The following is a 26,249-nucleotide window of genomic DNA, read 5'->3' as shown; positions in this document are numbered from 1 at the left end:
AACACAGAGGACACGCTCCCATGAAATTCGGTTTTATCGCTCACCCGACTTCCATCGCGCTGCAACGCCAAGTGAAGATCATCGACCTGCTCGATCGCACCCTCGCGGAGCAGGATCGCGGCTATCAGCCCGAACTGTGGCAGCCACGCAACCTGGTGCCGTTCGCCGATTTCGGGCGCATCGTCAGCGCCACCGGCGCCACTTGCGAAGGCATCCTGCATTACCTGCCACTGACCGCCGAGCAAATGCTCAGCCAGCCGCGCAGCATTGCCGCGCGGGTGCTGGACGGTGTGAACAGCCTCAAAGAGCAGGGCGCCCATCTGGTGGGCCTGGGGGGCTTCACGGCCATCGTCGGCAACCGTGGCTTGCAGACTCAGGAGCGCAGTGGCGTGGCGGTCACCACCGGTAATTCGCTGACGGCCTACGCCGCCTACAAGAACGTGCTGGAAGCCATGCAGCGCCTCGACGTAGATCCCGCCGACAGCGAAGTTGCGGTGGTCGGCTACCCCGGCTCCATCGCATTGGTCATCGCCAAACTGCTCGCCCGCCATGGTTGCCGCCTGCGCCTGGTGCATCGCGGCAGTGTCGAGCAAGGCCTGGAAAGCCTGGCCTACCTGCCGGGGGAGATGCACGCCCAGGTGCGCCTCACCGCCGAGATCGAAAGCTGCTACGACGACGTGCGCTTCTACGTCGCCGCCACCTCCAGCGGCGGGGTGATCGACCCCTATCGCCTGGCCTCCGGCGCGGTGGTGATCGATGCTGCGTTGCCCCGCGATGTGCTGGCTTTCAACCACGACCGCAACGACATCCTGATCGTCGACGGCGGCCTGGTGTCGGCCAGCGACGCGGTGCGTTTCGGCACCGAAAACCTCGGCCTGGCACCGAAGAAATTCCTCAACGGCTGCCTCGCCGAAACCCTGGTGCTGGCCCTGGAAGGCCGTGCCGAAGCGTTCTCCATCGGGCGTGAACTGCCTGAAGAAAAAGTCCTGGAAATCGGCCGTATCGCCGAGCTGCACGGTTTCTCGCCGTCGCCTATGGCTTCCTATGGCGAGCGCCTGCGCGACGAAGACTTCCAGCCCCTGCGCCGCTTCCACCGCCGCCAGGACGTGGCGCCGCCCGCCGACCTGCGCGCCGAAGCCTTGCGCTGCTTCGGCCAGCACATCAACCCGGTGCTGCGCGAGTTCTACCAGTTCAACCATATCGAGCGCGTGTTCACCCAGGGCGAGGGCTGCTGGCTGACCGACCTGGACGGCGGCCGTTACCTGGATTTTGTCGCCGGCTACGGCTGCCTGAACACCGGGCACAACCACCCCAAGGTCAACCAGGCGTTGCAGGCATTCCTGCAAAACCAGCACCCGACCTTTGTGCAGTACGTGTCAGTGCCGCTGCATACCAGCCTGCTCGCCCAGCGCTTGAGCGAACTGGCGCCGGGAGATCTGGAGCGGGTGTTCTTCAGCAACTCCGGCACCGAGGCCATCGAAGCCGCGTTGAAACTGGCGATGGCCGCGATGCGTCGTCCACGCGTGCTGTATTGCGACAACGGCTACCACGGCAAGACCCTCGGCGCGCTGTCGGTGACCGGTCGCGACAAACACCGCGACCCGTTCAAGCCGCTGCTGCCGCGCTGCGATTCGATTCCCTTCGGCGACCTGCACGCCCTCGAAACCGCCCTGCAACAAGGCGATGTCGGCGCGTTCATCCTCGAGCCGATCCAGGGCGAAGGCGGGGTGATTTTCCCGCCAGCGGGTTATCTGCAACAGGTGCGGGCGCTGTGCACGGCCCACGATTGCGTGATGATCCTCGACGAAATCCAGACCGGCCTCGGCCGCACCGGCAAGCTGTTTGCCTGCGAGTGGGAAGGGGTGGTGCCGGACATCCTGGTGCTGTCCAAATCCCTCTCCGGCGGTGCCGTGCCGATTGGCGCGACGCTGTCCAGCGCGGCGCTGTGGGACCGCGCCTACGGCAGCATCGACACCTTTGCCTTGCACACCTCGACCTTCGGCGGCGGCAATTTCGCCTCGGCTTCGGCCCTCGCCACCTTGGATGTGATCACCAACGAAGACCTGGCCGGCAACGCGGAGCGGGTCGGTACGCAACTCAAGGAGGCGTTGAGCGAAGCCGTCAGCGGCTACCCGTTCATCCGTGAAGTGCGCGGCCAAGGCCTGATGATCGCCATCGAGTTCGAGTACAGCTACACGGGCGGCGTCGAGGCGTTTGTGCGCGAGTTCGCCAGCCGTATGCCGGGCAACGCGGCGGGCACTTATCGCATGCTGTCGGGCAAGGCCAAGCGGCATATCGACGAGGCCATCAGCGAGGTGGAGAAAAACTTCGAGGAGATGTTCGTGCTGCGCTTTGTCAGCAAATTGTCCCGGGAGCATGGCGTGCTGACCTTCGTCACCGCCAACAACAACCGGGTCATGCGCATCCAGCCGCCCCTGGTGCTCAGCGAGTCCGAGGCGCGGCATTTTGTGCAGGCGTTCAGCGCGGTGTGCAAGGACATGTCGACCTTCCTCGGCTGATTTTCCTGGGCTGTCTTCTTGTGGCGAGGGAGCTTGCTCCCGCTGGAGTGCGCAGCGCTCCCAAGATTTTGGGGCCTCTACGCGGCTCAGCGGGAGCAAGCTCCCTCGCCACAGGTGTTCCGTTCACCACTGTTTATTTAAACGCATACAAAAATATCCCTTATGAATATGAATGTTCTGATTTGTTGAATTGATTAAACCAAGTGTTTACTTGAGAATCACTTGCATTCAGAAACAGGTATTCGTGATGAAACTTCCTGCACTTGTAGAGCCACTTGCCCAACTAAGTAACGACGAAATAACCCGTTATAGTCGGCACTTGTTAATTCCCGATGTCGGCATGGACGGCCAGCGCCGTTTAAAGACCAGCAAGGTGTTGGTCATTGGTGCCGGTGGTCTTGGCTCGCCCGCCTTGTTGTACTTGGCAGCGGCCGGTATCGGTACCTTGGGCCTTATTGATTTTGATGTGGTGGACGAGTCCAACCTGCAACGCCAGGTGATCCACCGTGTCGCCACTGTCGGCCAATTGAAGGTCGACAGCGCCGCCGCCGCGATCCGCGATTTGAACCCCCATGTGCAGGTCAACTGCTACAACCTGCGCCTGGAACCGGAAACCGCCGTGCAGCTGTTCAGCGAGTACGACCTGATCCTCGACGGCACCGACAACTTTGCCACCCGCTACCTGGTCAACGACGCCTGCGTGCTGGCCGGCAAGCCGTACGTGTGGGGCTCGATCTACCGCTTCGAAGGCCAGGCCTCGGTGTTCTGGGAAGATGCTCCCGGCGGCGTCGGCCTCAATTACCGCGACCTCTACCCCGAGCCGCCGCCACCGGAACTGGCACCGTCCTGCTCCGAAGGCGGGGTGCTGGGCATCCTCTGCGCGTCGATTGGCGCGATCATGGCCACCGAGGCGGTCAAGCTGATCACCGGCATTGGCGACAGCCTGCTGGGCCGCTTGATGGTCTACGACGCCTTGGAAATGTCCTACCGCCAAATGCCGCTGCGCCGTGCGCCGGGCCGTCAGCTGATTACCGCCCTCAGCGATTACCAGGCGTTCTGCGGCCTGCTGGCGCCCCACGGCGTGCAGCCGTCGGACATCCCGTCCATCAGCGCCCGCGAGTTGCACGCCCTGCGCGAACGGCGGGAAAACCTGCTGCTGATCGATGTGCGGGAACAGACCGAATGGGACATCGTGCACATCCCCGGCGCGCAACATATCCCCAAGGGCCCGAACACCGCGCAGGTCATCGAAACCCGTTTCGGCAAGCACGCCAACCTGGTGCTGCATTGCAAATCCGGGATGCGTTCCAAGGCGGTCTTGCTGGAATTGCAGCAACGCGGTTTCAGCAATGTGCGCAACCTCGACGGCGGTGTGCTGGCCTGGGTGCGTGATGTCGAACCGACGTTGCCGAGCTACTGACGGCCATGTTGAAGCTGCGTGCCGGCCTGCTGGAGGCCATGTTGGAACAGGCGCACCGCGATCACCCGCTGGAAACCTGCGGCATCATCGCTGCGCCCGTGGGTGAGCCAACCGCCGAACGCCTGGTGGCGATGGACAACGCGGCGCGCTCCGAAACGTTCTTCAGCTTCGCCCCCAAGCAGCAATTGGCGGTGTGGCGCGAACTCGATGAACGGGACGAAGAGTGCCGGGTGATCTACCACTCCCACACCGCCAGCGTGGCCTACCCCAGTGCGGAAGATGTGAGTTATGCCGGTGATCCATCGGTGCACTACGTGATTGTTTCAACATTGCCGGAAGTTGAAGTTGCAGTGCGCAGTTTTCGTATCGTGCAACGCAAAGTGACTGAAGAAGTTATCTACATCGTTAATTAAACCGAAATTAATCAATGGGCCAACTAAGGCCCAAGGAGTTCTGCATGTCGATTTCCGTGATGGTGCCCACTTTATTGCGCTCTTTTACCCAGGATCAGAAGCGCGTGGAAGTGCAAGGCAACACTGTTCTGGAAGTGATCGAACAGATGGAACGCGAATACCCAGGCGTCAAGGATCGCTTGATTGGCGACGGCCAGGTGCATCGCTTCGTGAACATCTACGTCAACGATGACGACATCCGTTTCGCCGACAACCTGGGCACCGCGCTCAAGGCCGGTGACGCCATCACCATCCTGCCGGCTGTCGCGGGCGGCTGAGCGGCGGCGATCTCTAAGAGCTGGCGCGGCGTACCTCACCCGAGGTCGCGCGCGCAGCGATCACTCACCTTTCTGGCGAATGTCGAATGTCTGCACTTCTACATGGCTGTAGCCTCAGCGGCACGTTTACCGGCGCACCGGCCGGGATGGCCAGCTTGGCCGCGTCACTGCGCTACCAGGCGACGGCGCTGGGCCTGGCGCCCCATGACAGCGATAAGCGCGATGCCATGCGCATGGGCTTGCATCACCCTGACCTCAAGTCGGTGCAGGGCGTGATTCACGGCTGGGCCGACGGCACGTCCGCCGGCGCCACCGAACACACGGTGCAAGCGGCCTGCGGCTTGATGTCGGTGCACGGCCGGGCCAGCGGCAAGGTCCAGGGGCTGGGCGTGGATTACGTCTCCACCCTCGGCGCCAGCCTCGCGCTGCAAGGCGTGTTGGCCGCAGCCGTCGGGCAACTGCGCGGTGGCGATTTCAGCCGCGTGGACACCGCCATGGCCGGCGCCGGCGTGTTGAGCATCGCTCAATACCTGGCCGGTGCCACGGCGGGTGCTGAAGCCGAACACCTGTTGCCGGGGGCGACGTGCGCAAAGAATCGCCCGCCGTTCATGTCGGCGGACGGCGTGTATTTTGAATTGGAAACCCTCGACGCCGAGCCGTGGCGGCGCTTCTGGGCGCAGGTCGGCATCGACGGCGAACAGGCCGGACAGGGCTGGAAAGCCTTCCTGCTGCGCTATGCCAAAGCCGTCGCGCCGATGCCGCCGGTGTTTCGCCAGGCCATGGCGCGCTTGTCGATGGCGCGCATCACCGCGTTGTGCGCCTTGAGCGGCATGGCGGTGTGCCCGTTGCGCAGCCTCGCCGAGCGTCGTGGCGATGCGGATCTGCCCGCGCAAATCGCCCAAGGCCCGTGGAGCTTTGCCGTCGCTGCCGGCGGCCAGCCATTGCGTGGCCTGAACAACCCGGCGTTGCCGTTGAGCGGCCTCACCGTGATCGAATCCTGCCGCCGTATCCAGGGCCCGCTGGCCGGGCATCTGCTGGCGATGTTGGGCGCCGAGGTGATCCGCCTCGAATTGCCTGGTGGTGACCCGCTGCGCGGCATGCCGCCGTGTGTGGAGGGCGTGTCGGTGCGCTTCGATGCGCTGAACCGGCACAAGCAGGTGCGGGAGTTGGACATCAAGTCCCGCGCCGGTCGCGACGAACTGTTTGAACGGGTGCGTGACGCCGATGTGTTCCTGCACAACTGGGCGCCGGGCAAGGCCGCCGAGCTGGGCTTGGACAGCGCCGACCTGCTGCGCATCAACCCGGCGCTGGTGTACGCCTACGCCGGCGGTTGGGGCCACGACCGCCCGGGCGAACCGCTGCCCGGCACCGACTTTATGGTGCAAGCCTGGTCCGGCGTCGGCGAACAGATCGGCCAGGCTTCGGCCACGCCGGGCGGTTCGTTGTTCACCGTGCTCGATGTGCTGGGCGGTGTGGTCGCGGCGCAAGGCGTGAGTGCGGCATTGCTGCATCGTGCCCTTAGCGGCCAGGGTGCGCGGGTCGATAGCTCGCTGCTGGGCACCGCCAACCTGCTGACGGTGCAGGACGCGCCCACACAGAGCCTGCTCAAGGGCGTCTACCCGACCGCCGACGGCGTGCTGGCCATCGACTGCCAGACTCCGGCGCAACTTGCACAGCTGGAAAACATCCTCGCCTGCGACTTGCATAGCGATGCAGCAATCCGCAGCGCCTTGGCGTCGCAACCCGCCGCTACCTGGCAACAGGTGCTGGGCGCCGCCGACATCCCGGCCGTGGTGGCCGTAGAAGACCTGTCAGCCCTGGCTCAAGACAGGCGATTGAAGACGTGTTTAAGCGTGAATGCCTATACCTCGGTCAACGCTCACTGGAGTTTTCGATGAATAACGCAGGCATTATCGATCTGGTTCCCGCCGCTGTGCGCAGCGTGTGGGAACAGGACGGCACTTACCCCAACCGTTCGGTGTACCAACTGTTTCGTGAACACGCCGAACGCGACCCGCACAAACCGGCGGTGCTCGAACCCGACAGCAGCGTTACCTACGGCGAGCTGCACGCAGCGGCGCTGCGCATGGCCGCCAGTTTGCGCAATGCGGGCATCGTCGCCGGTGACGTGGTGGCGTATCAACTGACCAACAGCTGGCGCAGTTGCGCCATCGACCTCGCCGCTGCGGCGCTGGGCGCCGTGGTCGCGCCGTTTCCACCGGGGCGCGGCAGCCTCGACATTCAATCCCTGGTGCGCCGTTGCGATGCGCGGGCGGTGATCGTGCCGGCGCAGTACGCCGGCATCGATTTGTGCCAGGTCATCGAAGCCCTGCGCCCGACGTTGTTGTCGCTGCGCGTGCTGATCGTCGAAGGCGAGGCGCGCAAAGGATGGCTGAGCCTGGAGCAGATGTTCCAGGCCGAGCCCTTGAGCGCAGCGCAATTGCCCGAGGTGTGCCCGAATTCTCCGGTGCGCTTGCTGGTGTCCTCCGGCACCGAGTCGGAGCCTAAATTGGTCGCCTATTCCCACAACGCCCTGGTTGGCGGGCGCGGGCGCTTCCTGCAACGTGTGCACCCCGAGGGCGGTACGTTCCGTGGCCTGTACCTGGTGCCGCTGGGTTCGTCGTTTGGTTCGACGGCGACCTTTGGCAGCCTGTCCTGGCTCGGCGGTTCGATTGCGGTGTTGCCGCAATTCGATGTCGCGGCGGCTATCGACGCCATCGCCCAATTGCGCCCGACCCACATCCTCGGCGTGCCGACCATGTTGCAACGTATCGCTGCCGATGCGCGGTTGGCGCAGGTGGATAAATCCAGCCTGCTCGGGCTGATTTGCGGCGGTTCGCTGATCGATGAAGTCACCGTGCGCCGCTGTGTCGAGGCGTTCGGTTGCGGTTTTATCAGCCTCTACGGTTCCGCCGACGGGGTGAACTGTCACAACACCCTGGACGATGCGCTGGATGTGGTGTTCTACAGCGTCGGCCGGCCGAACCCGGCGGTGTGTGCGATCAAGATCTTTGACGAAGACGGCGTGGAATTGCCCCAGGGCAGCGTCGGCGAAATCAAGGCGCGCGGCCCGTTGAGCCCGATGCAGTACGTGAATGCGCCGGAACTCGACGCGCAGTACCGCGACGCCGAAGGCTGGGTGAATACCGGCGACCTCGGTTACATCGACAGTGATGGCTACCTGATTTTGGCCGGGCGCAAGAAAGACATCATCATCCGCGGCGGCGCGAACATCAGCCCGGTGCAGATCGAAACCCTGGCCACCAGCCACCCGGACGTGGTCAGCGTCGCGTGCGTGGCGGTACCTGACCCGGACCTCGGCCAACGCGTTTGCATCTGCGTGACCTTGCGAGACGGCGCCGCGCGTTTCTCCCTCAGCGAGTTGACCGACTACCTGCGTGAGCAAGGGCTGGAGGTGAACAAGCTGCCGGAGTACCTGCGTTTCTATCGCCAATTGCCGCTGACGCCAGCGGGCAAGATCGACAAGAAATCCCTGGCCGCCGAAGTGGCGTTCCTCGAAAGCGGGGCGGGCATCGCATGTTGAAGGCGCAGCGGGTACGGCAGTTTGTCGATGAGCGCATCATCCCCGTGGAAGGTGAGTTGGCCAGCAATCCGCAATTGCTGGCCGAGCTGAGCGAGCAGGCGCGGGCCGAAGGGTTGTGGGGTAGTTTTTATCCGCACACCGCTGGCAGCTTGCGCGATTACCTGGCGGTGGCCGAACAGGAGGGGCGTTCGGAATACGCCCCGGCGATCTTCGGCGATGACGCCACCCTGGATCTGCACATGCTCACTCGCCACGCCAGCGAGGCGGTGCGCCAGCGCTTCCTGGAACCGTTGGCGAGTGGGGCGATGGTGTCGAGCTACGGCATGTCCGAGCCGGACAGCATCGGTTCGATCCCGGCGACGATCACCGCGCACGCGGAACTGATCGACGGCCAGTGGCGCTTGAACGGGCGCAAATGGTTTATCTGCCGCGCCGAGCGGGCGGCGTTGGTCACGGTGGTGGCGCAGACGGCGCAGGGCTTGTCGATGTTCCTGGTGCCAGCGGATGCGCCGGGGTTTCGCGTGGTGCGGCCGTTGTCGATCCTTGGCCGCTTCAGTGGCCAGGGCGAGTTGGCCTTTGACGATGTGCCGGTGGCGCCGGCCTATGTGCTGGGCCAGCCGGGGCAAGGGCTGGCGCTGATGCAGGAGCGCCTGGGCTTGGGGCGCATCCTGCGTTCGGTGCATTGGCTGGGCTTGGCCCAGCGTTGTTTCGACCTGATGTGCGCGCGCATTCATTCGGCCCGTGGCCAGCAGGCGCGGCTGGCCGACAAGCAGTTGGTGCGCCTGCGGGTGTTCAGCGTGTACCAGGCCATCGCCAGTGCGCGGTTGTTGTTGCAGGACGCGGCGGCCAAACGCGATGCGGGCGTGGCCAACAGTGTTGAAGTGAATATCGCCAAGGTCGCGGCGTCCCAGGCGTTGAGCGCGGCGGCGGATTCGGCGATCCAGATCATGGGCGCCGAAGGCTTGAGCGCGTGGTCGCCACTGCCGGGCATCTACAACACCGCGCGCACCACGCATATTCTCGATGGCACCGACGATGCGCTTATCAGTGCGGTCGGCCGGCAGTTGCTCGATAGCTGTGGCGTGGACGGGTTGGACTTCGACCTGCCGTCGGTTGGAGCGCGGGGATGACCCATAGCCTGTGGTTGCGCGTGGTGCTGACCTGCGCCATGGCCCTGCCGATGCTGATCTTCTACGCGGTCGGCACCCTCGGCCCGTTGATGATCGCCGATCTTGGCGTGCCGACGCCGTGGCTCGGTTGGTTGATCACCAGCACCTTTGGTTTCGCGGCGTTGCTGTCGTTGTGGGCCGGGCCGCTGGTCAATTGGCTGGGCAGCCGGCGTGGCCTGGCGTTGTTGTTCTGGAGCACGGCGTGCTCCTACAGCCTGCTCGCCGCTTTGCCGGGATTTGCGGGTGTGGTGCTGGCGCTGACGGTGTGCGGGATTGCCCAGGCGTTGGCCAACCCGGTGACCAATCTGCTGATTGCCGAGCGCGTCGAGCCAGCGTTCAAGGCGGCGGTGGTCGGGTTGAAGCAGTCCGGGGTGCAGGTCTCGGCGTTGTTTGCCGGGGCGTTGTTGCCGGGCTTGGCGCTGGGTTTCGGTTGGCGCGGGGCGTTGGCGTGCCTGCTGCTGCCGGCGTTGCTGCTGGCGGTGTTGGGGCCGCGTGTGGCGCCAGCGGCATCGGCGCGCAAACCGCTGAGTTTGCGGGTAGCGCGGCCGACGGCGCGCCTGGCTGTGTTGATGAGTATCCAGCTGTGCGTGGGCGTGGTGTTGTCGTCCTTCGTGACCTTTCTCGGTGTGTTCGCCGCCGGGCAGGGCATGTCGGCCACGGCCATCGGCGGCTTGATCGCCGGCTTCGGCGTGATGGGCATTGTTGCGCGCACGCTGTTGACGCCGTTGGGCGCGCGCATGGCCGATGAATCGTGGCTGTTGCTGGTGTTGCTGCTGTTGGCGAGCGTGGCGTTGTGGCTGACCGCCCAGGCCACGCCCGCGCGTCACTGGCTGCTGTGGGCCGGTGCGCTGGGCATGGGCCTGACGGCAGTGGCGACCAATGCCATCGCCATGAGCATGGTGCTGCGCGACCCCGGTTTCGGCGCGCCGGCGCCGTCGGCGGGGTTGCTGTCGGTGGGCTTTTTCGGCGGGTTTGCGCTGGGGCCGCCGTTGTTCGGGCTGGTGTTCGGCCAGTCCTGGTGGATGCCCATCGGCGTGGTGCTGCTGGCCTGTGGGCTGAGCCTGGTACTGACGCGGGTGCGCGCGGCGCCGGGTTTGCAGGTGGTCAAATGAGCGCGTTCGAAGTGTTGGACCGGCCGCTCAACAGTGCCGAGACGCAGCGCGCCATCGAGGCGATCCTGTCTCGACTGGAGCAGATCGAGGCGGTCTGTGGCGAGGGTTTCCCGCTGTACAACGACGGCGCCTGGAAAGTCTCGGCCGGTGGCTCGTGGCTGGGTGGTTTCTGGGCGGGGTTGTGGTGGCTGCGCGCCGTCCATTACGGGCGCCAGGCGGATCGGCAACAAGCGCTAAGGATTGCTGAACGCCTGCGCGACAAGCTCGACAGCGATACCCATCACCGCAGCTTGATCTTCTGGTATGGCGCTGGTCTTGGCGCGCAGTTATTGGCGGATCCCGAAGCTGCGGAGTTGGCGCAACAGGCCGCACAGCGCCTGGCCCATGCGTTTGATCCGGTGCTCGGTTGCATCCCCCTGGGCCGTGAGATGGGCGGCGGCGCGCAGGGGGATCGTAGCTTAAGCATCGACCCACTGGCGGCGACGTTAAACCTGTTCGCATTAGGCAACTCCCCTGACCTGCTGAGTTTGGGGCGCCAGCACCTGCATACCTCGTTTCGTGCCTGTGCGGGTTCGGCGGGCGCCTGGAGCAGCCATGCCCTTGATGAGCAGGGGCAATGGCACGTTGGCGACCCTGCGGGCGATTGGTCCCGTGGGCAAGCCTGGGCCATGCTCGGCCTCGGCGTCGGTGCGCGTCTGTACGGTGTGCCATTCCACCAGGATGCCCAGCGCGCCAGCCAATACTGGTTGCGCAGCCGCTCGGTGCACGCACCGCTCAACCGCCTGGGGCAGCCCGATGGACCGCACGATCCGTGCGCGGCGGCCATGGCGTCGCTGGCCCTGCAAGCGCAGGCGCTGGAGCTGGCCGATGGGCAGGTGTTGCAGCAGGAGGCGGGGCGTTTGCTGGCGGCGATCGTGCGCAGCGATGACTTTGTCGACGGGCGTTTCAACGGACATTGCTATCGCACGTCGGCGACGACGGAGCACAAAGTCGAGTCAGCCTGCGGCAGTTTCTTTTTGCTGGCGGCGTTGATGGCTTGGGCGGGGGAGTTGGATGCTCGGCTGATTTGAGCCCCCGTCGGCCCAGAAACCAGCGGGTCACGATCAGGTTAAAAAGTCATAAAAAGAAGCGATAAATCGGGCAAAGTCTTTGAAATGGATAGGATTGTCCGACAATCTTGCGCATGAAAAACTCTTCATAATTGCTCCGCTCGAACGTTGGTAGTTTTCTCACCGCTGCCCAACAATTCGAGTCCTAATAATGAATAAAAAAACTCTTAAAAGCGCTTTGGCGCTTGCCATTTCGCTTGCCTCCACACCGCTGTTCGCCGGTGGTTTTGCGCTCAATGAACAAAGCATCAGTTCAATGGGTACAGGCTACGCCGGTCGCTCTTCCTCGGCCGACGACGCCAGTACAGTGTTCGGCAACCCGGCCGGTATGGCTCGCATCAAACAGAATGAAGTGAGCATCGGCGCGACCTACCTCGATGCCAAATCCAACATCAAGGACGCCAGTTCCTCCCAGGGTGGCGCCGACAACCCAGGTACCAACAAAGGCGACATGGTCCCCGGCATTGCCGTGCCGATGGGTTACCTGGTGACGCCGATCGACGAGCACTGGGCGTTTGGCCTGGGGGTCTACGCACCGTTTGGCCTGGTGACTGACTATGAACACAGCTTCCAAGGCAATGGCTTTGGCAATAAGAGCAAGGTTCAGGTCATCACCGTGCAACCGACGGTCAGCTATGCGTTCAACGACAAGGTTTCGGTAGGTTTCGGCCCGACCTTCAACAAAATCAGCGGGGAGTTGGACTCCAAGGTGCCTGCGTTTGGCCTGGGCACGGAAACGGCCAAGATCAAGGGCGATGACACCGCGATGGGCTTTAACGCCGGTATTCTGGTGCAGGCCCTGGACACTACTCGTGTTGGCGTCACCTACCATTCGCAAGTGGTCTATCACCTGAGCGGCCATACCAACGCTTCGGGTGTGCTGTCCGACCTGCTGGACGGTGGGCCGCAGAAGTATGACGCCAAGCTGAACGTCACCACGCCATCCTCCGTGGACTTCTCGGTCACCCACCAATTGACGGATGCTCTGACACTCTACGTGGGCAGCACCTACACCCGTTGGAGCCAGTTGAAGAAGATCACGGTGAACAACACCGGCGTGTCCGACATTACCACTGAGCTGGCCGGCCTGGATTCCATCACCGAAGAACAGCACTGGCATGACACCTGGTCCCACGCGATCGGCCTGTCATACCAGCTCAACAATCAACTGGTGCTGCGCACGGGCTTCTCCGTGGACCAGACGCCGACCAACAACACCGATCGTTCCGTGCGCATTCCGACGGGCGACCGCACCGTATTCAGCCTGGGTGCCGGCTGGACGCCGGTGGATAACCTGACCTTTGACGTGGCCTATTCCTACCTGAAGGAGGAGCCGATCAAGGTGCGCGACAACAACCCTCAGTTGCAACTGACCTACGACGCCAAGTACGAAAACAGCGCCAACGGCTTTGGGGGTTCGGTCACTTACCGCTTCTGACCGGTGCCAACATGAAAACGGCAAGGCCCATCACGGGGCCTTGCCGTTTTTTTTGCCCGACGGGCGTGCCGCTGGATACCAGATTTGGCTTTTGAAACGATTGGATATTCTGTAGCCTTGCGCAGCTTCTGTTTCACCCGTGCTTGATGAACAAAAACACTTCGTCCGGCGGCGCCCGAAGGGCTCCAGAGCCGGTGGTACACTCGACTTTCGCGCTACTGCGCCTGCAGGTCTTGCGAACATGACGCAAATTTCCGAACGCCTTCTGGTTCAAGCCCACCTCGACGCCAAGCAGCCCAAGGCCCTCAGCGCCGAAGAAGAGGCGAGCCTGCGCGCCGCCATCGCCGCCGAGCTTAAAGCTCAGGACGCGGTGCTGGTTGCCCACTTCTACTGCGACCCGGTGATCCAGGCCCTGGCCGAAGAAACCGGTGGCTGTGTTTCCGACTCCCTGGAAATGGCCCGCTTCGGCGCCGCCCACCCGGCCAAGACCGTACTGGTCGCCGGCGTGCGGTTCATGGGCGAGACGGCCAAGATCCTCACCCCGGAAAAACGCATCCTCATGCCGACCCTGGAAGCCACGTGCTCCCTGGACCTGGGTTGCCCGGTGGACGAGTTCTCCGCGTTTTGCGACCAGCATCCCGAGCGCACGGTGGTGGTCTACGCCAACACTTCGGCAGCGGTCAAAGCCCGCGCGGATTGGGTGGTGACGTCCAGCTGCGCGCTGGAAATCGTCGAGAGCCTGATGGACAACGGCGAGACCATTATCTGGGGCCCGGACAAGCACCTGGGCACCTACATCCAGCGCCAGACCGGTGCCGACATGCTGCTGTGGGACGGTGCGTGCATCGTCCACGAAGAGTTCAAATCCAAGCAGTTGGAAGACATGAAGGCGCTGTACCCGGACGCCGCGATCCTGGTGCACCCGGAATCACCGACCGCCGTGATCGAACTGGCGGACGCCGTGGGTTCCACCAGCCAACTGATCGCCGCCGCCCAGCGCTTGCCGAACAAGACGTTCATCGTGGCGACCGACCGCGGCATCTTCTACAAGATGCAGCAGCTGTGCCCGGACAAGGTGTTTGTCGAAGCGCCCACCGCCGGCAACGGCGCGGCATGCCGCAGTTGCGCGCATTGCCCGTGGATGGCGATGAATACGCTGGAGCGTACGTTGCAGTGCCTGCGTGAGGGTAGTAATGAGATCTTTGTCGAGCCGTCGGTGATTCCGCATGCGGTGCGGCCGCTCAAGCGCATGCTGGATTTCACCCAGGCGGCGCGGCTGAAGTTGGCGGGCAACGCCTGACCTGAGGCGAACTCGGTGAAAAATGTGGGAGCGGGCTTGCTCGCGAAGGCGGTGTATCAGTCAATGAATCCTGCGACTGACACTCCGCCTTCGCGAGCAAGCCCGCTCCCACATTTGGATTTTCACTGGCCTGTGATTATTTCTTTTGCTTCGGGATTCGCACCAGCTGCGTATCCGAATAGATGTCATGCCAGCTGCGCTTTTGCTTATCAAACAGCGACCAGAAAAACCCCAGCCCCACGCACAGCCACGACGCAATCGACACCACAAACCGCAGCAGCGCCTGCCACAGGCTGATGCGCGAGCCATCTGCGTTCTGCACGCGCACGCCCCACACCTGCATGCCCAGGGTCTGCCCGGAATGGGTCCAGAACTTGGCGAAGAAACCAAACACCACAAACAACAGAATCGTTGACAGCAACGGGTCGCCGTCCAGCGCGCCGGATTCGGTGAGGGTGCGCATCCTGGCTTCGCCGATAAACGCCATCCACACCAGCTTGTAGATAAACGCGGTGACGATCAGCAGCGCGGTGCACAGCAAGAAGTCATAGAACATCGCTGCCAGTCGACGGCCCAGGCCAACGGCGGGAAATTCGCCCTGGGGGCTCAGCAGGGATTTGGACATGGCGGGGCTCTCTGGAGAAAAAACCCATAGTACGGAATAACGCCCATAAAAAAGCCCCTGATGTCATGTCAGGGGCTTTTTGTCGCAGGAAGGATCAGCCTTCTGCTTGTACTTCGTCTGCTTGCAGGCCTTTTTGGCCTTGGACCGAAACGAAGGTCACTTTCTGGCCTTCTTTCAGGCTCTTGAAGCCGTTGCCTTGAATAGCGCGGAAATGCACGAACAGATCCGGGCCGCTTTCTGGAGTGATAAAACCAAACCCTTTTTCGTCGTTAAACCACTTGACGGTGCCGCTCTGACGTTTGCTATCCGACATTTTCTTATTTCCTTGACGCTAAAAATTAATGACAGCCTCTTTCGCATGAAAGAGTACTGGTGCTGGATTGCAGGAAAGTAAGACGTCGAACGGGTTGTAGCGCAACTACTTCAGCTACTGCCCAGGTCCTGGTTCAATGCGACCCATGCAAACACAGTGGGCAAACTCTACGCCAACTAATAGAGAAAATACAAGCCCTGCCAAAACCCCAGCGTTTGCTCGGCTTTATGACACTTTTGTCACCTCGGTGGATTCGGCTTATTCGATAGAGTTGGTCACTTGTTATAGGTTGTGCCCTATTAAATTGACTATCGTCAATGCACTGTTTTATGGCGGTTGCGTTACAAATTAGTGCGCGTTAACGCAACCGCGTTACTTATAGAAACAGTCAATCAACCACGGTAGTAACGCTGCGGCACAAATGGCATTTTACTTACACGAAGTGGCACCTTTTTCCCACGTACCAGCGCAGACACTTCCGTATCCAGCGCCGTGAACGCGCTGTCCAGGTAACCCATGGCCAGCGGGGCGCCGAGGGTTGGGCCGAAACCGCCGCTGCATACGCTGCCGATCACGGTGCCGTGCTCGTCAACGATCTCTGCGCCTTCACGCACCGGCGTGCGCTCCTGGGGCAGCAGGCCTACGCGCTTGCGGCTTACACCGGTTTGCTGCTGGGTGAAGATGCGATCGGCACCCGGGAAACCACCGGCACGCGGGCCATCGGCGCGGCGGGCCTTGGAGATCGCCCACAGCAGGCTCGCTTCAATCGGCGTGGTCTCGGCATTCATGTCGTGGCCGTACAGGCACAGGCCGGCCTCAAGGCGCAGGGAGTCGCGGGCGCCCAGGCCGATGGCCTGGACTTCGGTCTCGGCCAGCAGGCTGCGGGCCAGGCTTTCGGCGTTGGCGGCGGGTACCGAGATTTCAAAGCCGTCTTCACCGGTGTAGCCCGAACGGCTGACGTAGCAATCCACACCCAACAGACGCAGGGTGGCGAACTGCATAAAGGTCATCTTGGTGACTTCCGGTGCCAGGCGCGCCAGCACTTTCACCGCTGCCGGGCCTTGCAGGGCGAGCAGGGCACGTTCTTCGAACAGCGGCTCGATGCTGCACTGGCCGCCAATATGTTTGCGCAGGTGCGCCAGGTCCTGGTCCTTGCACGCGGCGTTGACCACCAGGAACAGTTCATCGTTACCCAGGTTGGCCACCATCAGGTCGTCGAGGATGCCGCCCTGGTCGTTGGTGAACATCGCATAACGCTGCATGCCCACCGGCAGGTCGATGATGTCGACCGGCACCAGGGTTTCCAGGGCCTTGGCGGCATTCGCGCCGGTGAGGCGGATCTGGCCCATGTGGGACACGTCGAACAGCCCGGCCTGATCACGGGTGTGCAGGTGTTCCTTCATCACGCCTAAGGGGTATTGCACCGGCATGTCGTAGCCGGCGAAGGGCACCATGCGCGCGCCGAGTTCGAGGTGCAGGGCGTGCAATGGGGTTTTCAACAGGGTTTCGGTGGACATGTTCAGCTCCTGAAAAACGTGCTGGCGCGCCTTGCGGCGTCAGCACTCGATAATGTTGACCGCCAAACCGCCACGGGCGGTTTCCTTGTATTTGCTTTTCATATCGGCGCCGGTCTGGCGCATGGTGCGGATGACCTTGTCGAGGGACACAAAGTGCTGCCCGTCGCCGCGCAAGGCCATGCGCACCGCATTGATGGCTTTCACCGAGCCCATCGCGTTGCGCTCGATGCACGGCACCTGCACCAGCCCGCCAATCGGGTCGCAGGTCAGGCCGAGGTTGTGTTCCATGCCGATCTCGGCGGCGTTTTCCACCTGGGAAACCGTGCCGCCCAACACTTCGCACAGGGCACCGGCGGCCATGGAACAGGCCACGCCGACTTCACCCTGGCAGCCGACTTCGGCGCCGGAGATCGACGCGTTTTCCTTGTACAGAATGCCGATGGCGGCGGCGGTGAGCAGGAAGCGCACCACGCCATCTTCATTCGCACCGGGGATAAAGCGCATGTAGTAATGCAGCACGGCCGGCACAATCCCGGCCGCACCGTTGGTGGGCGCCGTCACCACGCGCCCGCCGTTGGCGTTTTCTTCGTTGACGGCCAGCGCGTACAGGTTGACCCAGTCCAGCACCGACAACGGGTCGCGCAGCGCCGATTCCGGGTGCTTGCACAGTTGGCGATGCAACGCTGCCGCGCGGCGCTTGACCTTCAAGCCACCGGGCAAGATGCCTTCGTTGCGACAGCCCGCATCCACGCAGTCCTGCATGACCTGCCAGATCTTCAGCAGCCCGGCGCGGGTTTCGGCTTCAGGGCGCCAGGCACTTTCGTTGGTCAGCATGACCTGGCTGATGGACAGCCCGTAGGTCGCGCAATGGCCGAGCAAGTCCTTGGCGTGTTTGAACGGGAAGGTCAGCGGGGTCGCATCTTCGACGATGCGGTCGGCGCCGGCGGCGTCTTCATCCACCACAAAACCACCGCCGACCGAGTAGTACTCACGGCTGCGGATCTGGATGTTGGCGGCGTCGAAGGCGCGAAAGATCATGCCGTTGGGATGGTAGGCGAGGGGTTTGCGGATCATCGCCAGGTGTTCTTTCTCGTTGAACACAATGCTGTGTTCACCGAGCAAATTCAGGCGGCCGTCCTTGCGCATCTGCGCCAGGCGGGCTGCCACGGTTTCGGTATTCACGGTGTCGGGGTGTTCGCCTTCCAGGCCCAGCAACACGGCCTTGTCACTGCCGTGGCCTTTGCCGGTGGCGCCCAGCGAGCCATAGAGCTCCACCTTGACGCAGGTGGTGGTGCCCAGCAGGTGGTCGCGCTTGAGGCCCTCGACGAATCGAGCGGCGGCGCGCATCGGGCCAACGGTGTGGGAACTGGAGGGGCCGATGCCAATCTTGAACAGGTCGAACACGCTTAAAGACATGAGTTGTTCTCCGGTTTCTTATTATTTTTCTAAGCCTGGCTCGGTCAAATGTGGGAGCGGGCTTGCTCGCGAATGCGGTCTGTCAGTTGATACAACTGTGATTGACCCACCGCTTTCGCGAGCAAGCCCGCTCCCACATTTTTGACCGAGTACAGCCTCAGGTTATGCGTAGCTCTCGATTGAAGGGCAGGCGCACACCAAATTGCGATCACCAAACACGTTGTCCACTCGCCCAACCGGCGGCCAGTACTTGCCTTCGATCAACGACGGCACCGGGTACACCGCCTGCTCGCGGGTGTACGGGTGGGTCCACTCGCTCACCAGTTCAGCGGCGGTGTGTGGCGCGTTTTTCAGCGGGTTGTCGTCCTTGTCCAGCGTGCCGTTTTCCACCGCGCGGATTTCTTCGCGGATCGCGATCATCGCATTGCAGAAGCGGTCCAGTTCTTCCTTGGATTCGCTTTCGGTCGGCTCGATCATCAAGGTGCCGGCCACCGGGAACGACATGGTCGGCGCGTGGAAACCGAAGTCGATCAAACGCTTGGCCACGTCATCCACGCTGATGCCGCTGCTGTCTTTCAGTGGGCGCAGATCGAGGATGCATTCGTGCGCCACCAGGCCGTTGCTGCCGGTGTAGAGCACGGGGTAGTGCTCTTCGAGGCGACGGGAAATGTAGTTGGCATTCAGGATCGCCAACTGCGAAGCGCGCTTGAGGCCTGCGCCGCCCATCATGCTGATGTACATCCAGGTGATCGGCAAAATGCTCGCGCTGCCAAACGGCGCCGCGCACACCGCGCCTTCCTTGCGTTCCATGGCCGCGTGGCCCGGCAGGAACGGCGTGAGGTGCGATTTGACGCCAATCGGGCCAACGCCCGGGCCGCCGCCTCCGTGGGGGATGCAGAAGGTCTTGTGCAGGTTCAGGTGGGACACGTCGCCGCCGAACTTGCCCGGTGCGCACAGGCCGACCATGGCGTTCATGTTGGCGCCGTCGATGTACACCTGGCCGCCGTTGTCGTGGATGATCCCGCAGATTTCGCGGATACCTTCTTCGAACACGCCGTGGGTGGACGGGTAGGTGATCATCAACGCGGCGAGGTGCTCGCGGTGCTCGATGGCCTTGGCGCGCAGGTCTTCGATATCGACGTTGCCACGGGCGTCGCACGCGGTGACCACCACGCGCATACCGGCCATGTTGGCGGTCGCTGGGTTGGTGCCGTGGGCCGACGATGGGATCAGGCAGATGTCGCGGCGCTCATCGCCACGGCTCTGGTGGTAAGCGCGGATCGCCAGCAAACCGGCGTACTCACCCTGGGAACCGGCGTTTGGTTGCAGGGAGATCGCGTCGTAGCCGGTGGCTGCGCAGAGCATGGCTTCCAGGTCGCTGGTCAGCTCCAGGTAGCCGGCGCTTTGCTCGGCCGGGGCGAACGGGTGCAAGGCGCCGAACTCGGCCCAGGTCACCGGGATCATTTCGCTGGCGGCGTTGAGCTTCATGGTGCAGGAGCCCAGCGGGATCATGGTGCGGTCCAGCGCCAGGTCCTTGTCGGCCAGCTTGCGCAGGTAGCGCATCAGCTCGGTTTCCGAGTGATAACGGTTGAACACCGGGTGGCTGAGCACGGGCGACTGGCGCAGCAGCGCGGCGGGCAGGGTGCTTTCAGTCTCGGCGAAGGCGGGCAGTGCCTTGCCTTCGGCGAAGATCGACCACAGGGTTTCGATATCAGCCTGGGTGGTGGTTTCATCCACGGAAACGCCCAGACGCTCGCCGTCTACCACACGCAGGTTGATGCGCTGGGCGCGGGCCTTGTCGTGCAGAGCGGCGGTGTGGGCGCCGGTGTTGAGGGTGATGGTGTCGAAGAAGTTCTGCTGCTCGACCTTCAGGCCCAGGGTGGTCAGGCCGTTGGCCAGGATCGCGGTCAGCTGGTGCACGCGCTGGGCGATCTGGGTCAGGCCTTTGGGGCCGTGGTAGACGGCGTACATGCTGGCGATGTTGGCCAGCAGTACCTGGGCGGTGCAGATGTTCGACGTGGCTTTCTCGCGGCGGATATGTTGCTCGCGGGTCTGCATGGCCAGGCGCAGGGCCGGCTTGCCGAAACGGTCCACCGACACACCGACCAGGCGGCCGGGCATATCGCGCTTGAACGCATCCTTGGTGGAGAAGTACGCCGCATGCGGGCCACCAAAGCCCAGCGGCACGCCGAAGCGTTGCGCGCTGCCGATGGCCACGTCGGCACCGAATTCACCCGGTGGGGTCAGCAGGGTCAGGGCCAGCAGGTCGGCGGCCACGGCTACCAAGGCGTTGGCGGCGTGGAAACGCTCGGTCAGTGCGCGGTAGTCGAACACGTCACCGTTGCTGGCCGGGTATTGCAGCAGGGCGCCGAAGAACGGGCTGACGTCGCTCAGCTCGCGCTCATCGCCGACCACGACTTCAATCCCCAGAGGCTCGGCACGGGTGCGCAGCACGTCGAGGGTTTGCGGGTGGCTGTGGATCGAGGCGAAGAAGGCGTTGCTGCCCTTGTTCTTGCTCAGGCGCTTGCAGAAGGTCATGGCTTCGGCGGCGGCGGTGGCTTCGTCGAGCAGGGAGGCGTTGGCGATCGGCAGGCCGGTGAGGTCGCTGATCAGGGTCTGGAAGTTCAGCAGCGCTTCCAGGCGGCCTTGGGAAATTTCTGGTTGATACGGCGTGTAGGCGGTGTACCAGGCCGGGTTTTCCAGGAGGTTGCGCAGGATCGGCGACGGGGTGTGGCAGTTGTAGTAGCCCTGGCCGATGTAGGTCTTGAACAGCTGGTTCTTGCCGGCGATGGCCTTGATCTTGGCCAGGGCCTCGGCTTCGCTCAGGCCGTCTTCCAGGCCGAGCACGCTGGTACCCTTGATGCTTTCCGGGATCACGCTGGCGCTCAGGGCTTCCAGGGAGTCAAAACCCAGGCTGGCGAGCATCTGCTGCTCATCTTCCTGGCGCGGGCCGATGTGGCGGGCGATGAATTCGTTGGCGGTGGTCAGTTGAACGGTCATTGCGCGCTCCTCAAGCTTCAGCGTTGGCTTTGATCAGGCGGTCGTACGCGTCCTGATCCAACAGTTTAGCTACCGCGTCGGCATCGGCCGGTTTAAAGCGGAAGAACCAGCCTTCGCCCATCGGGTCTTCGTTGACCAGTTCCGGGCTGTCGCTCAACTTGTCGTTCACTTCCAACACTTCGCCCGTCAGCGGCATGTACACGCCGCTGGCGGCCTTGACCGACTCCACGGTGGACGCTTCGGCGCCCTTGTCGTAGGCCTGCAACTCCGGCAGTTGCACGAAAACCACATCACCCAGCGCGTTCTGTGCGAAAGCGGTGATACCCACGGTGACGCTGCCGTCAGCTTCGGCGCGCAGCCATTCGTGATCTTCAGTGAAACGCAACTCGCTCATGGAAACTCCTCGGGGCCAGATTCGTCTGGTGGACGGAATAATGGGGAGTTGCTTAGCAAGATCGCGGCCAAGGTTATTAAATCGTTATAAATCAACAAGTTAATAAAAATGGTTATAGCGTTATGCAATACGACTGTAGCGATTTCGCTACAGTTGGGCGCAGGAAAAAAAGCCTATGTGGATCAAAGCCTTGCATGGCACGCAAAAAACAGGGTTGTAGCGATATCGTTACGCTGTAGCGCTTTCAGTACAGTCGATGTCGTTCCTGGACCAAAAACTGGAATGCAGTCCAATGTGGGAGCGGGCTTGCTCGCGAAAGCGGTGGGTCAGTGAATACATCTCTGACTGATACACCGCATTCGCGAGCAAGCCCGCTCCCACATTTTGACCTGCGTTTTATCAGTTAAGGTTTGTTGGGGATGCCGTATTTGCGCAGGCGATGGGCAATCGCGGTGTGCGAGGTCTGCAACCGGCTGGCCAATTGCCGAGTCGAGGGATAGCTGCTGTAAAGCTTCTCCAGCAGGCTGCGCTCGAAATCTTCCACCGCCTGTTCCAGGCTGTCGACTTCGTTGTCACTCTGGCGCGCGACCGACGTGCCGGCGATGTCGAGGTCGCCGATGTCCACCAGGCTGCTTTCGCAGATGGCGGCGGCGCGGAAGATCACGTTCTGCAACTGGCGCACGTTGCCCGGCCAGCGGTTGCCCAACAGCGCCGGGTAGGTGCCCGGCGCAAGGCGGCAGACTGGGCGCTGGATCTGCGCGCAGGCCTGTTGCATGAAGTAACGCGCCAGCAGCAGGATGTCCTGGCCGCGTTGACGCAGCGGTGGCACTTCGACGTTGAGCACGTTGAGGCGGTAGAACAGGTCTTCGCGAAAGGTGCCTTCGCTGACCATCTTTTCCAGATCACGGTGGGTGGCGCTGAGGATGCGTACGTTGACCTTCACCTCACGGTCGCCGCCGACGCGGCGGAAGCTGCCGTCATTGAGAAAACGCAGCAGCTTGGCCTGCAAATACGGCGACATCTCGCCGATCTCATCGAGGAACACCGTGCCCTGGTTGGCCAGTTCCATCAGCCCCGGCTTGCCGCCGCGCTGGGCGCCGGTAAACGCGCCCGGGGCATAGCCGAACAGCTCGCTCTCGGCGAGGTTCTCCGGCAACGCCGCGCAGTTCAATGCCAGGAACGGCGCACTGTGGCGCGCACTGCTGGCGTGGCAGGCCCGCGCCACCAGCTCTTTGCCGGTGCCGGTCTCGCCCTGGATCAACAGCGGCGCATCCAGCGCCGCCACCCGCTGCGCCCGCGCCTTGAGGGTGCGGATCACCGGCGATTCGCCGAGCAGTGCGTCAAAGCCTTCGGCATGGTCGTGGTGCAGCGCCGACAGTTGTTCGCCGATGCGGTTGGGTTGGTAGAGGGTCAGCAGGGCGCCGGCGTCGGTGATCGGCGTGGCGTCCAGCAGCAGGGTCTGGCCGTTGACGCTGATCTCGCGCAGCGGCAAGCGAAAGCCATGTTCCAGCAAGGTCGCCAGCAGCGCCGGGTCGTTGAACAATTCACTGATGCTTTCGCCGGCGGGTTCGCGACCGTACAGCGCGATCAACGCCGGGTTGGCCAGCAGGATCTTGCCCGCGCTGTCCAGGGCCAGCACCGGGTCGGTCATGGCAGCCAGCAGGGCGTCCAGTTGCAGGTGGCGGCGCTGGCCGGGGAGGATGTCCACCACGGTGACGGCCTGTACGCCATGCACGCTGAAGAGCGCATCTCGCAGTTCTTCGAGCACCTCGGCGCTGAGGGTCGGCGCGTCGATGTAGACGTTGGGCGGCACCATTTCCACCGCATCCAGGTTGAGATTGCGCCCACCGAGCAGGGCCAGGACTTCCTGGGTGATGCCGACGCGGTCGATGAAGCTGACGTGGATACGCATGGGGCGATTTGCAATTCTGGAGAGCAGAGGCGGCAAGTATGCCTTGGAGCGAGGGTAGAGGTGAAATCCCACATTGGGTGAAGATCCAAATGTGGGAGCGGGCTTGCTCGCGAATGCGGTGTGTCAGTCAGCACATGTATCAACTGATACACCGCATTCGCGAGCAAGCCCGCTCCCACACAAGCCCGCTCCCACAGGGGATTTGCGGTGTTCTTACTCTAGGTGTTCGGGTTTGACCGGATCACCGGGCTTCACATCCAACTGATGCCGCACATCCTCGAACATCAGGTCGTACTGCTTGTGCATCGAGCCGTTGAGCACCGCGATCTTCGGCATTCCATACTTCTGCGCAATGTTCATCGCATGCCGGGCAAAGTCGAACGCCTGGTCCTTGGGTAAAAAGAACTCTTCCTTGAGGTCCTTGCCCTGCACCGAGCCATGCAGCTTGAAGAGCATGCCCTTGCCTTCCTTGGGGTCCTGGCTGACTTCGTAGTCGATGCACAGGTTGTAGCTGTAGTCATTGGCATTGAGCGCATGACGTTCGACGTGCAAGTGACCCGGTTCAAAGGTGGCCATAGGCGTTTCTCCTCAACTTCACAGGTAGGTAATGCCAGGCTTTGCCGTGCTGATGCGTGTACCGGCGCTGCCCTGGACAATCGCTTCGATGTCCGAGAGTGAACCGATGACGGCGGTTTTGCCAGTCTTGCGGGCGAACTCGCAGGCCGCTTGCACCTTGGGCCCCATGGAGCCGGCGGCGAAGCCGAGTTTTTCGATTTCGTCGGGGTGGGCCTGGCCGATGGCTTTCTGGGTCGGCTTGCCGTAGTCGATAAAGGCGGCGTTGACGTCGGTGGCGATCACCAGCAAGTCGGCTTCCAGTTGCGACGCCAGCAACGACGAGCACAGGTCCTTGTCGATCACCGCTTCGATGCCCTTGAGCTTGCCGTCTTCGCCGTACATGGTCGGGATGCCGCCACCGCCGGCGCAGATCACGATGCTGCTTTTTTCCAGCAGCCACTTGATCGGGCGGATTTCAAAGATGCGTTTCGGTCGTGGGCTGGCCACCACACGGCGGTACTTGTCGCCGTCCGGGGCAATCGCCCAGCCTTTTTCAGCGGCGAGTTTTTCTGCTTCGGCCTTGGAATACACGGGGCCGATGGGCTTGGTCGGGTTCTTGAAGGCGGGGTCGTTGGCGTCCACTTCGACCTGGGTGAGCAGGGTGGCGAAGGGCACTTCGAAGTCCAGCAGGTTGCCCAGTTCCTGTTCGATGATGTAGCCGATCATGCCTTCGGTCTCGGCTCCGAGCACGTCCAGCGGGTACGGCGACACCTGGGTGTAGGCCGCCGCCTGCAACGACAGCAGGCCGACTTGCGGGCCATTGCCGTGGGCGATGACCAGTTCGTTGCCGGGGTGGATCTTGGCGATCTGTTCGGTGGCAATTCGGATATTGGCGCGTTGGTTGTCCGCAGTCATGGGTTCACCACGGCGGAGCAGGGCGTTCCCGCCCAGTGCAACGACGATACGCATACAGAGTGTCCTTCTGGAATCCATCGTTGTGAACACGGGACAAAATGTGGGAGCGGGCTTGCTCGCGAAAGCGGTGGATCAGTTGATACATGTGTTGACTGATGCACCGCTTTCGCGAGCAAGCCCGCTCCCACAGGTTGGTCCGCATTCCTTCAGTTACAGGTCAGCCAGGGTCGAGACTAAAATCGCCTTGATGGTATGCATGCGGTTCTCCGCCTGCTCAAAGGCAATACACGCCGGCGATTCGAACACGTCGTCCGTCACTTCAATGCCATTGGCCAGGTGCGGATACTGCTCGGCAATCTGTTTGCCGATCTTGGTATCGCTGTTATGGAACGCCGGCAGGCAGTGCATGAACTTGGTGCGTGGGTTGCCGGTGGCTTTCATCAGCTCGGCGTTCACTTGGTACGGCAGCAGTTGCTCGATGCGCTCGGCCCAGGCTTCAACCGGTTCGCCCATAGAGACCCAGACGTCGGTGTGGATGAAGTCCACGCCTTTCACCGCCGCTTTAGGGTCTTCGGTGAGGGTGATGCGCGCGCCACTTTCTTCCGCGTATTTTTTGCAGCGGCCCACCAGGTCATCGTGAGGCCACAGGGCTTTTGGCGCGCAGATGCGCACGTCCATGCCCAGCTTGGAACCCACCAGCAGCAGCGAGTTGCCCATGTTGTTGCGCGCGTCGCCCAGGTACGCGTAGCTGATCTCGTGGATCGGCTTGTCGGCGTGTTCACGCATGGTCAGCACGTCGGCGATCATCTGGGTCGGGTGGTATTCATCGGTGAGGCCGTTGAACACCGGCACACCGGCGAACTTGGCCAGTTCTTCGACGATTTCCTGCTTGAAGCCACGGTATTCGATGGCGTCGTACATGCGCCCGAGCACGCGGGCGGTGTCTTTCATGCTTTCCTTGTGGCCGATCTGCGACGAGCCCGGGTCGATGTAGGTGACGTTGGCGCCCTGGTCATAGGCCGCCACTTCGAAGGCGCAACGGGTGCGGGTGGAGGTTTTTTCGAAGATCAGCGCAATGTTGTTGCCTTTGAGGTGTTGCTGTTCGGTGCCGGTGTACTTGGCGCGCTTGAGGTCGCGGGACAGGTCCAGCAGGTAGCGCAGCTCGCGCGGGGTGTGGTGTTCCAGGCTGAGCAGGCTGCGGTTGTGGATGTTGAACGCCATGATGATTCTCCTTGGATTCGGTAATCGGCCCGGTCGGCGC

General features: G+C 62.6%; 21 protein-coding genes. 11 read left to right on the top strand and 10 right to left on the bottom strand.

Features of this window, described 5'->3' with window-relative positions:
• The first annotated feature begins 20 nt into the window (after nt 1–20).
• From DBR46_RS02750 to nadA, 11 genes are all read left to right on the top strand, one after another.
• The gene (locus tag DBR46_RS02750) at nt 21–2,519 is read left to right on the top strand and encodes an aminotransferase class III-fold pyridoxal phosphate-dependent enzyme (protein WP_124524935.1); all 2,499 of its coding nucleotides are present in this window, start codon (nt 21–23) and stop codon (nt 2,517–2,519) included.
• A 247-nt stretch (nt 2,520–2,766) separates the two neighbouring features.
• Complete coding sequence (gene moeB / locus DBR46_RS02745) at nt 2,767–3,939, top strand: molybdopterin-synthase adenylyltransferase MoeB (protein ID WP_124524934.1); 1,173 nt, start codon at nt 2,767–2,769, stop codon at nt 3,937–3,939.
• 5 nt (nt 3,940–3,944) lie between these two features.
• Nucleotides 3,945–4,352, top strand: a complete 408-nt coding sequence (locus tag DBR46_RS02740; protein WP_124524933.1) for a Mov34/MPN/PAD-1 family protein — start codon at nt 3,945–3,947, stop codon at nt 4,350–4,352.
• A gap of 44 nt (nt 4,353–4,396) precedes the next feature.
• Nucleotides 4,397–4,669, top strand: coding sequence for a MoaD family protein (locus tag DBR46_RS02735; protein ID WP_124524932.1), 273 nt, complete (start codon nt 4,397–4,399; stop codon nt 4,667–4,669).
• An 86-nt stretch (nt 4,670–4,755) separates the two neighbouring features.
• Complete coding sequence (locus tag DBR46_RS02730; protein ID WP_124524931.1) at nt 4,756–6,567, top strand: CoA transferase; 1,812 nt, start codon at nt 4,756–4,758, stop codon at nt 6,565–6,567.
• On the top strand, nt 6,564–8,213 hold the full coding sequence (locus DBR46_RS02725; protein ID WP_124524930.1) for a class I adenylate-forming enzyme family protein: 1,650 nt from the start codon (nt 6,564–6,566) through the stop codon (nt 8,211–8,213). Before DBR46_RS02730 ends, DBR46_RS02725 begins: the two co-directional genes overlap by 4 nt.
• Nucleotides 8,207–9,343, top strand: a complete 1,137-nt coding sequence (locus DBR46_RS02720; protein WP_124524929.1) for an acyl-CoA dehydrogenase family protein — start codon at nt 8,207–8,209, stop codon at nt 9,341–9,343. The genes DBR46_RS02725 and DBR46_RS02720 overlap by 7 nt, the downstream gene beginning before the upstream one ends.
• Nucleotides 9,340–10,494, top strand: coding sequence for an MFS transporter (locus DBR46_RS02715; protein WP_124524928.1), 1,155 nt, complete (start codon nt 9,340–9,342; stop codon nt 10,492–10,494). Before DBR46_RS02720 ends, DBR46_RS02715 begins: the two co-directional genes overlap by 4 nt.
• Nucleotides 10,491–11,564 carry a glucuronyl hydrolase gene (locus DBR46_RS02710; RefSeq protein ID WP_124524927.1) on the top strand — a complete coding sequence of 358 codons (1,074 nt, stop codon included), beginning with the start codon at nt 10,491–10,493 and terminating at the stop codon, nt 11,562–11,564. Before DBR46_RS02715 ends, DBR46_RS02710 begins: the two co-directional genes overlap by 4 nt.
• Before the next feature lie 190 nt (nt 11,565–11,754).
• Nucleotides 11,755–13,041: an OmpP1/FadL family transporter gene (locus tag DBR46_RS02705; protein WP_124524926.1), complete on the top strand. Its 1,287-nt coding sequence runs from the start codon at nt 11,755–11,757 to the stop codon at nt 13,039–13,041.
• A gap of 241 nt (nt 13,042–13,282) precedes the next feature.
• Nucleotides 13,283–14,341: a quinolinate synthase NadA gene (nadA, locus tag DBR46_RS02700; protein ID WP_124524925.1), complete on the top strand. Its 1,059-nt coding sequence runs from the start codon at nt 13,283–13,285 to the stop codon at nt 14,339–14,341.
• A 136-nt stretch (nt 14,342–14,477) separates the two neighbouring features.
• Here nadA and DBR46_RS02690 read toward each other — a convergent pair whose 3' ends face one another.
• The 10 genes from DBR46_RS02690 to DBR46_RS02635 form a co-directional block, all read right to left on the bottom strand.
• Complete coding sequence (locus tag DBR46_RS02690) at nt 14,478–14,966, bottom strand: RDD family protein (protein WP_124524924.1); 489 nt, start codon at nt 14,964–14,966, stop codon at nt 14,478–14,480.
• A 94-nt stretch (nt 14,967–15,060) separates the two neighbouring features.
• A complete protein-coding gene (locus DBR46_RS02685; RefSeq protein WP_003193835.1) occupies nt 15,061–15,279 on the bottom strand; it encodes a cold-shock protein in 219 nt (72 codons plus the stop codon).
• Between the two features lie 392 nt (nt 15,280–15,671).
• On the bottom strand, nt 15,672–16,796 hold the full coding sequence (gene gcvT, locus DBR46_RS02680; RefSeq protein ID WP_124524923.1) for a glycine cleavage system aminomethyltransferase GcvT: 1,125 nt from the start codon (nt 16,794–16,796) through the stop codon (nt 15,672–15,674).
• 39 nt (nt 16,797–16,835) lie between these two features.
• The gene (locus tag DBR46_RS02675) at nt 16,836–18,212 is read right to left on the bottom strand and encodes an L-serine ammonia-lyase (RefSeq protein WP_124524922.1); all 1,377 of its coding nucleotides are present in this window, start codon (nt 18,210–18,212) and stop codon (nt 16,836–16,838) included.
• Between the two features lie 162 nt (nt 18,213–18,374).
• The gene (gene gcvP / locus DBR46_RS02670; RefSeq protein WP_124524921.1) at nt 18,375–21,212 is read right to left on the bottom strand and encodes an aminomethyl-transferring glycine dehydrogenase; all 2,838 of its coding nucleotides are present in this window, start codon (nt 21,210–21,212) and stop codon (nt 18,375–18,377) included.
• 10 nt (nt 21,213–21,222) lie between these two features.
• Complete coding sequence (gcvH, locus tag DBR46_RS02665; RefSeq protein WP_078738842.1) at nt 21,223–21,606, bottom strand: glycine cleavage system protein GcvH; 384 nt, start codon at nt 21,604–21,606, stop codon at nt 21,223–21,225.
• Nucleotides 21,607–22,009: 403 nt separating this feature from the next.
• Nucleotides 22,010–23,518: a sigma-54-dependent transcriptional regulator gene (locus DBR46_RS02660; RefSeq protein ID WP_124524920.1), complete on the bottom strand. Its 1,509-nt coding sequence runs from the start codon at nt 23,516–23,518 to the stop codon at nt 22,010–22,012.
• Between the two features lie 213 nt (nt 23,519–23,731).
• Entirely contained in the window at nt 23,732–24,094 is a 363-nt protein-coding gene (locus DBR46_RS02650) for a DUF5064 family protein (RefSeq protein WP_124524918.1), read from the bottom strand.
• A gap of 18 nt (nt 24,095–24,112) precedes the next feature.
• Nucleotides 24,113–25,042 (bottom strand): carbamate kinase, encoded by a 930-nt coding sequence (arcC, locus tag DBR46_RS02645; RefSeq protein WP_124524917.1) that lies wholly within the window; start codon nt 25,040–25,042, stop codon nt 24,113–24,115.
• Nucleotides 25,043–25,198: 156 nt separating this feature from the next.
• Nucleotides 25,199–26,209 carry an ornithine carbamoyltransferase gene (locus tag DBR46_RS02635; protein WP_124524915.1) on the bottom strand — a complete coding sequence of 337 codons (1,011 nt, stop codon included), beginning with the start codon at nt 26,207–26,209 and terminating at the stop codon, nt 25,199–25,201.
• Nucleotides 26,210–26,249: the final 40 nt, after the last annotated feature.

Source organism: Pseudomonas sp. KBW05, from assembly GCF_003852405.1.
In the GTDB taxonomy this organism is placed as follows: domain Bacteria; phylum Pseudomonadota; class Gammaproteobacteria; order Pseudomonadales; family Pseudomonadaceae; genus Aquipseudomonas.
This window is presented reverse-complemented; position numbering and strand designations above follow the sequence as displayed.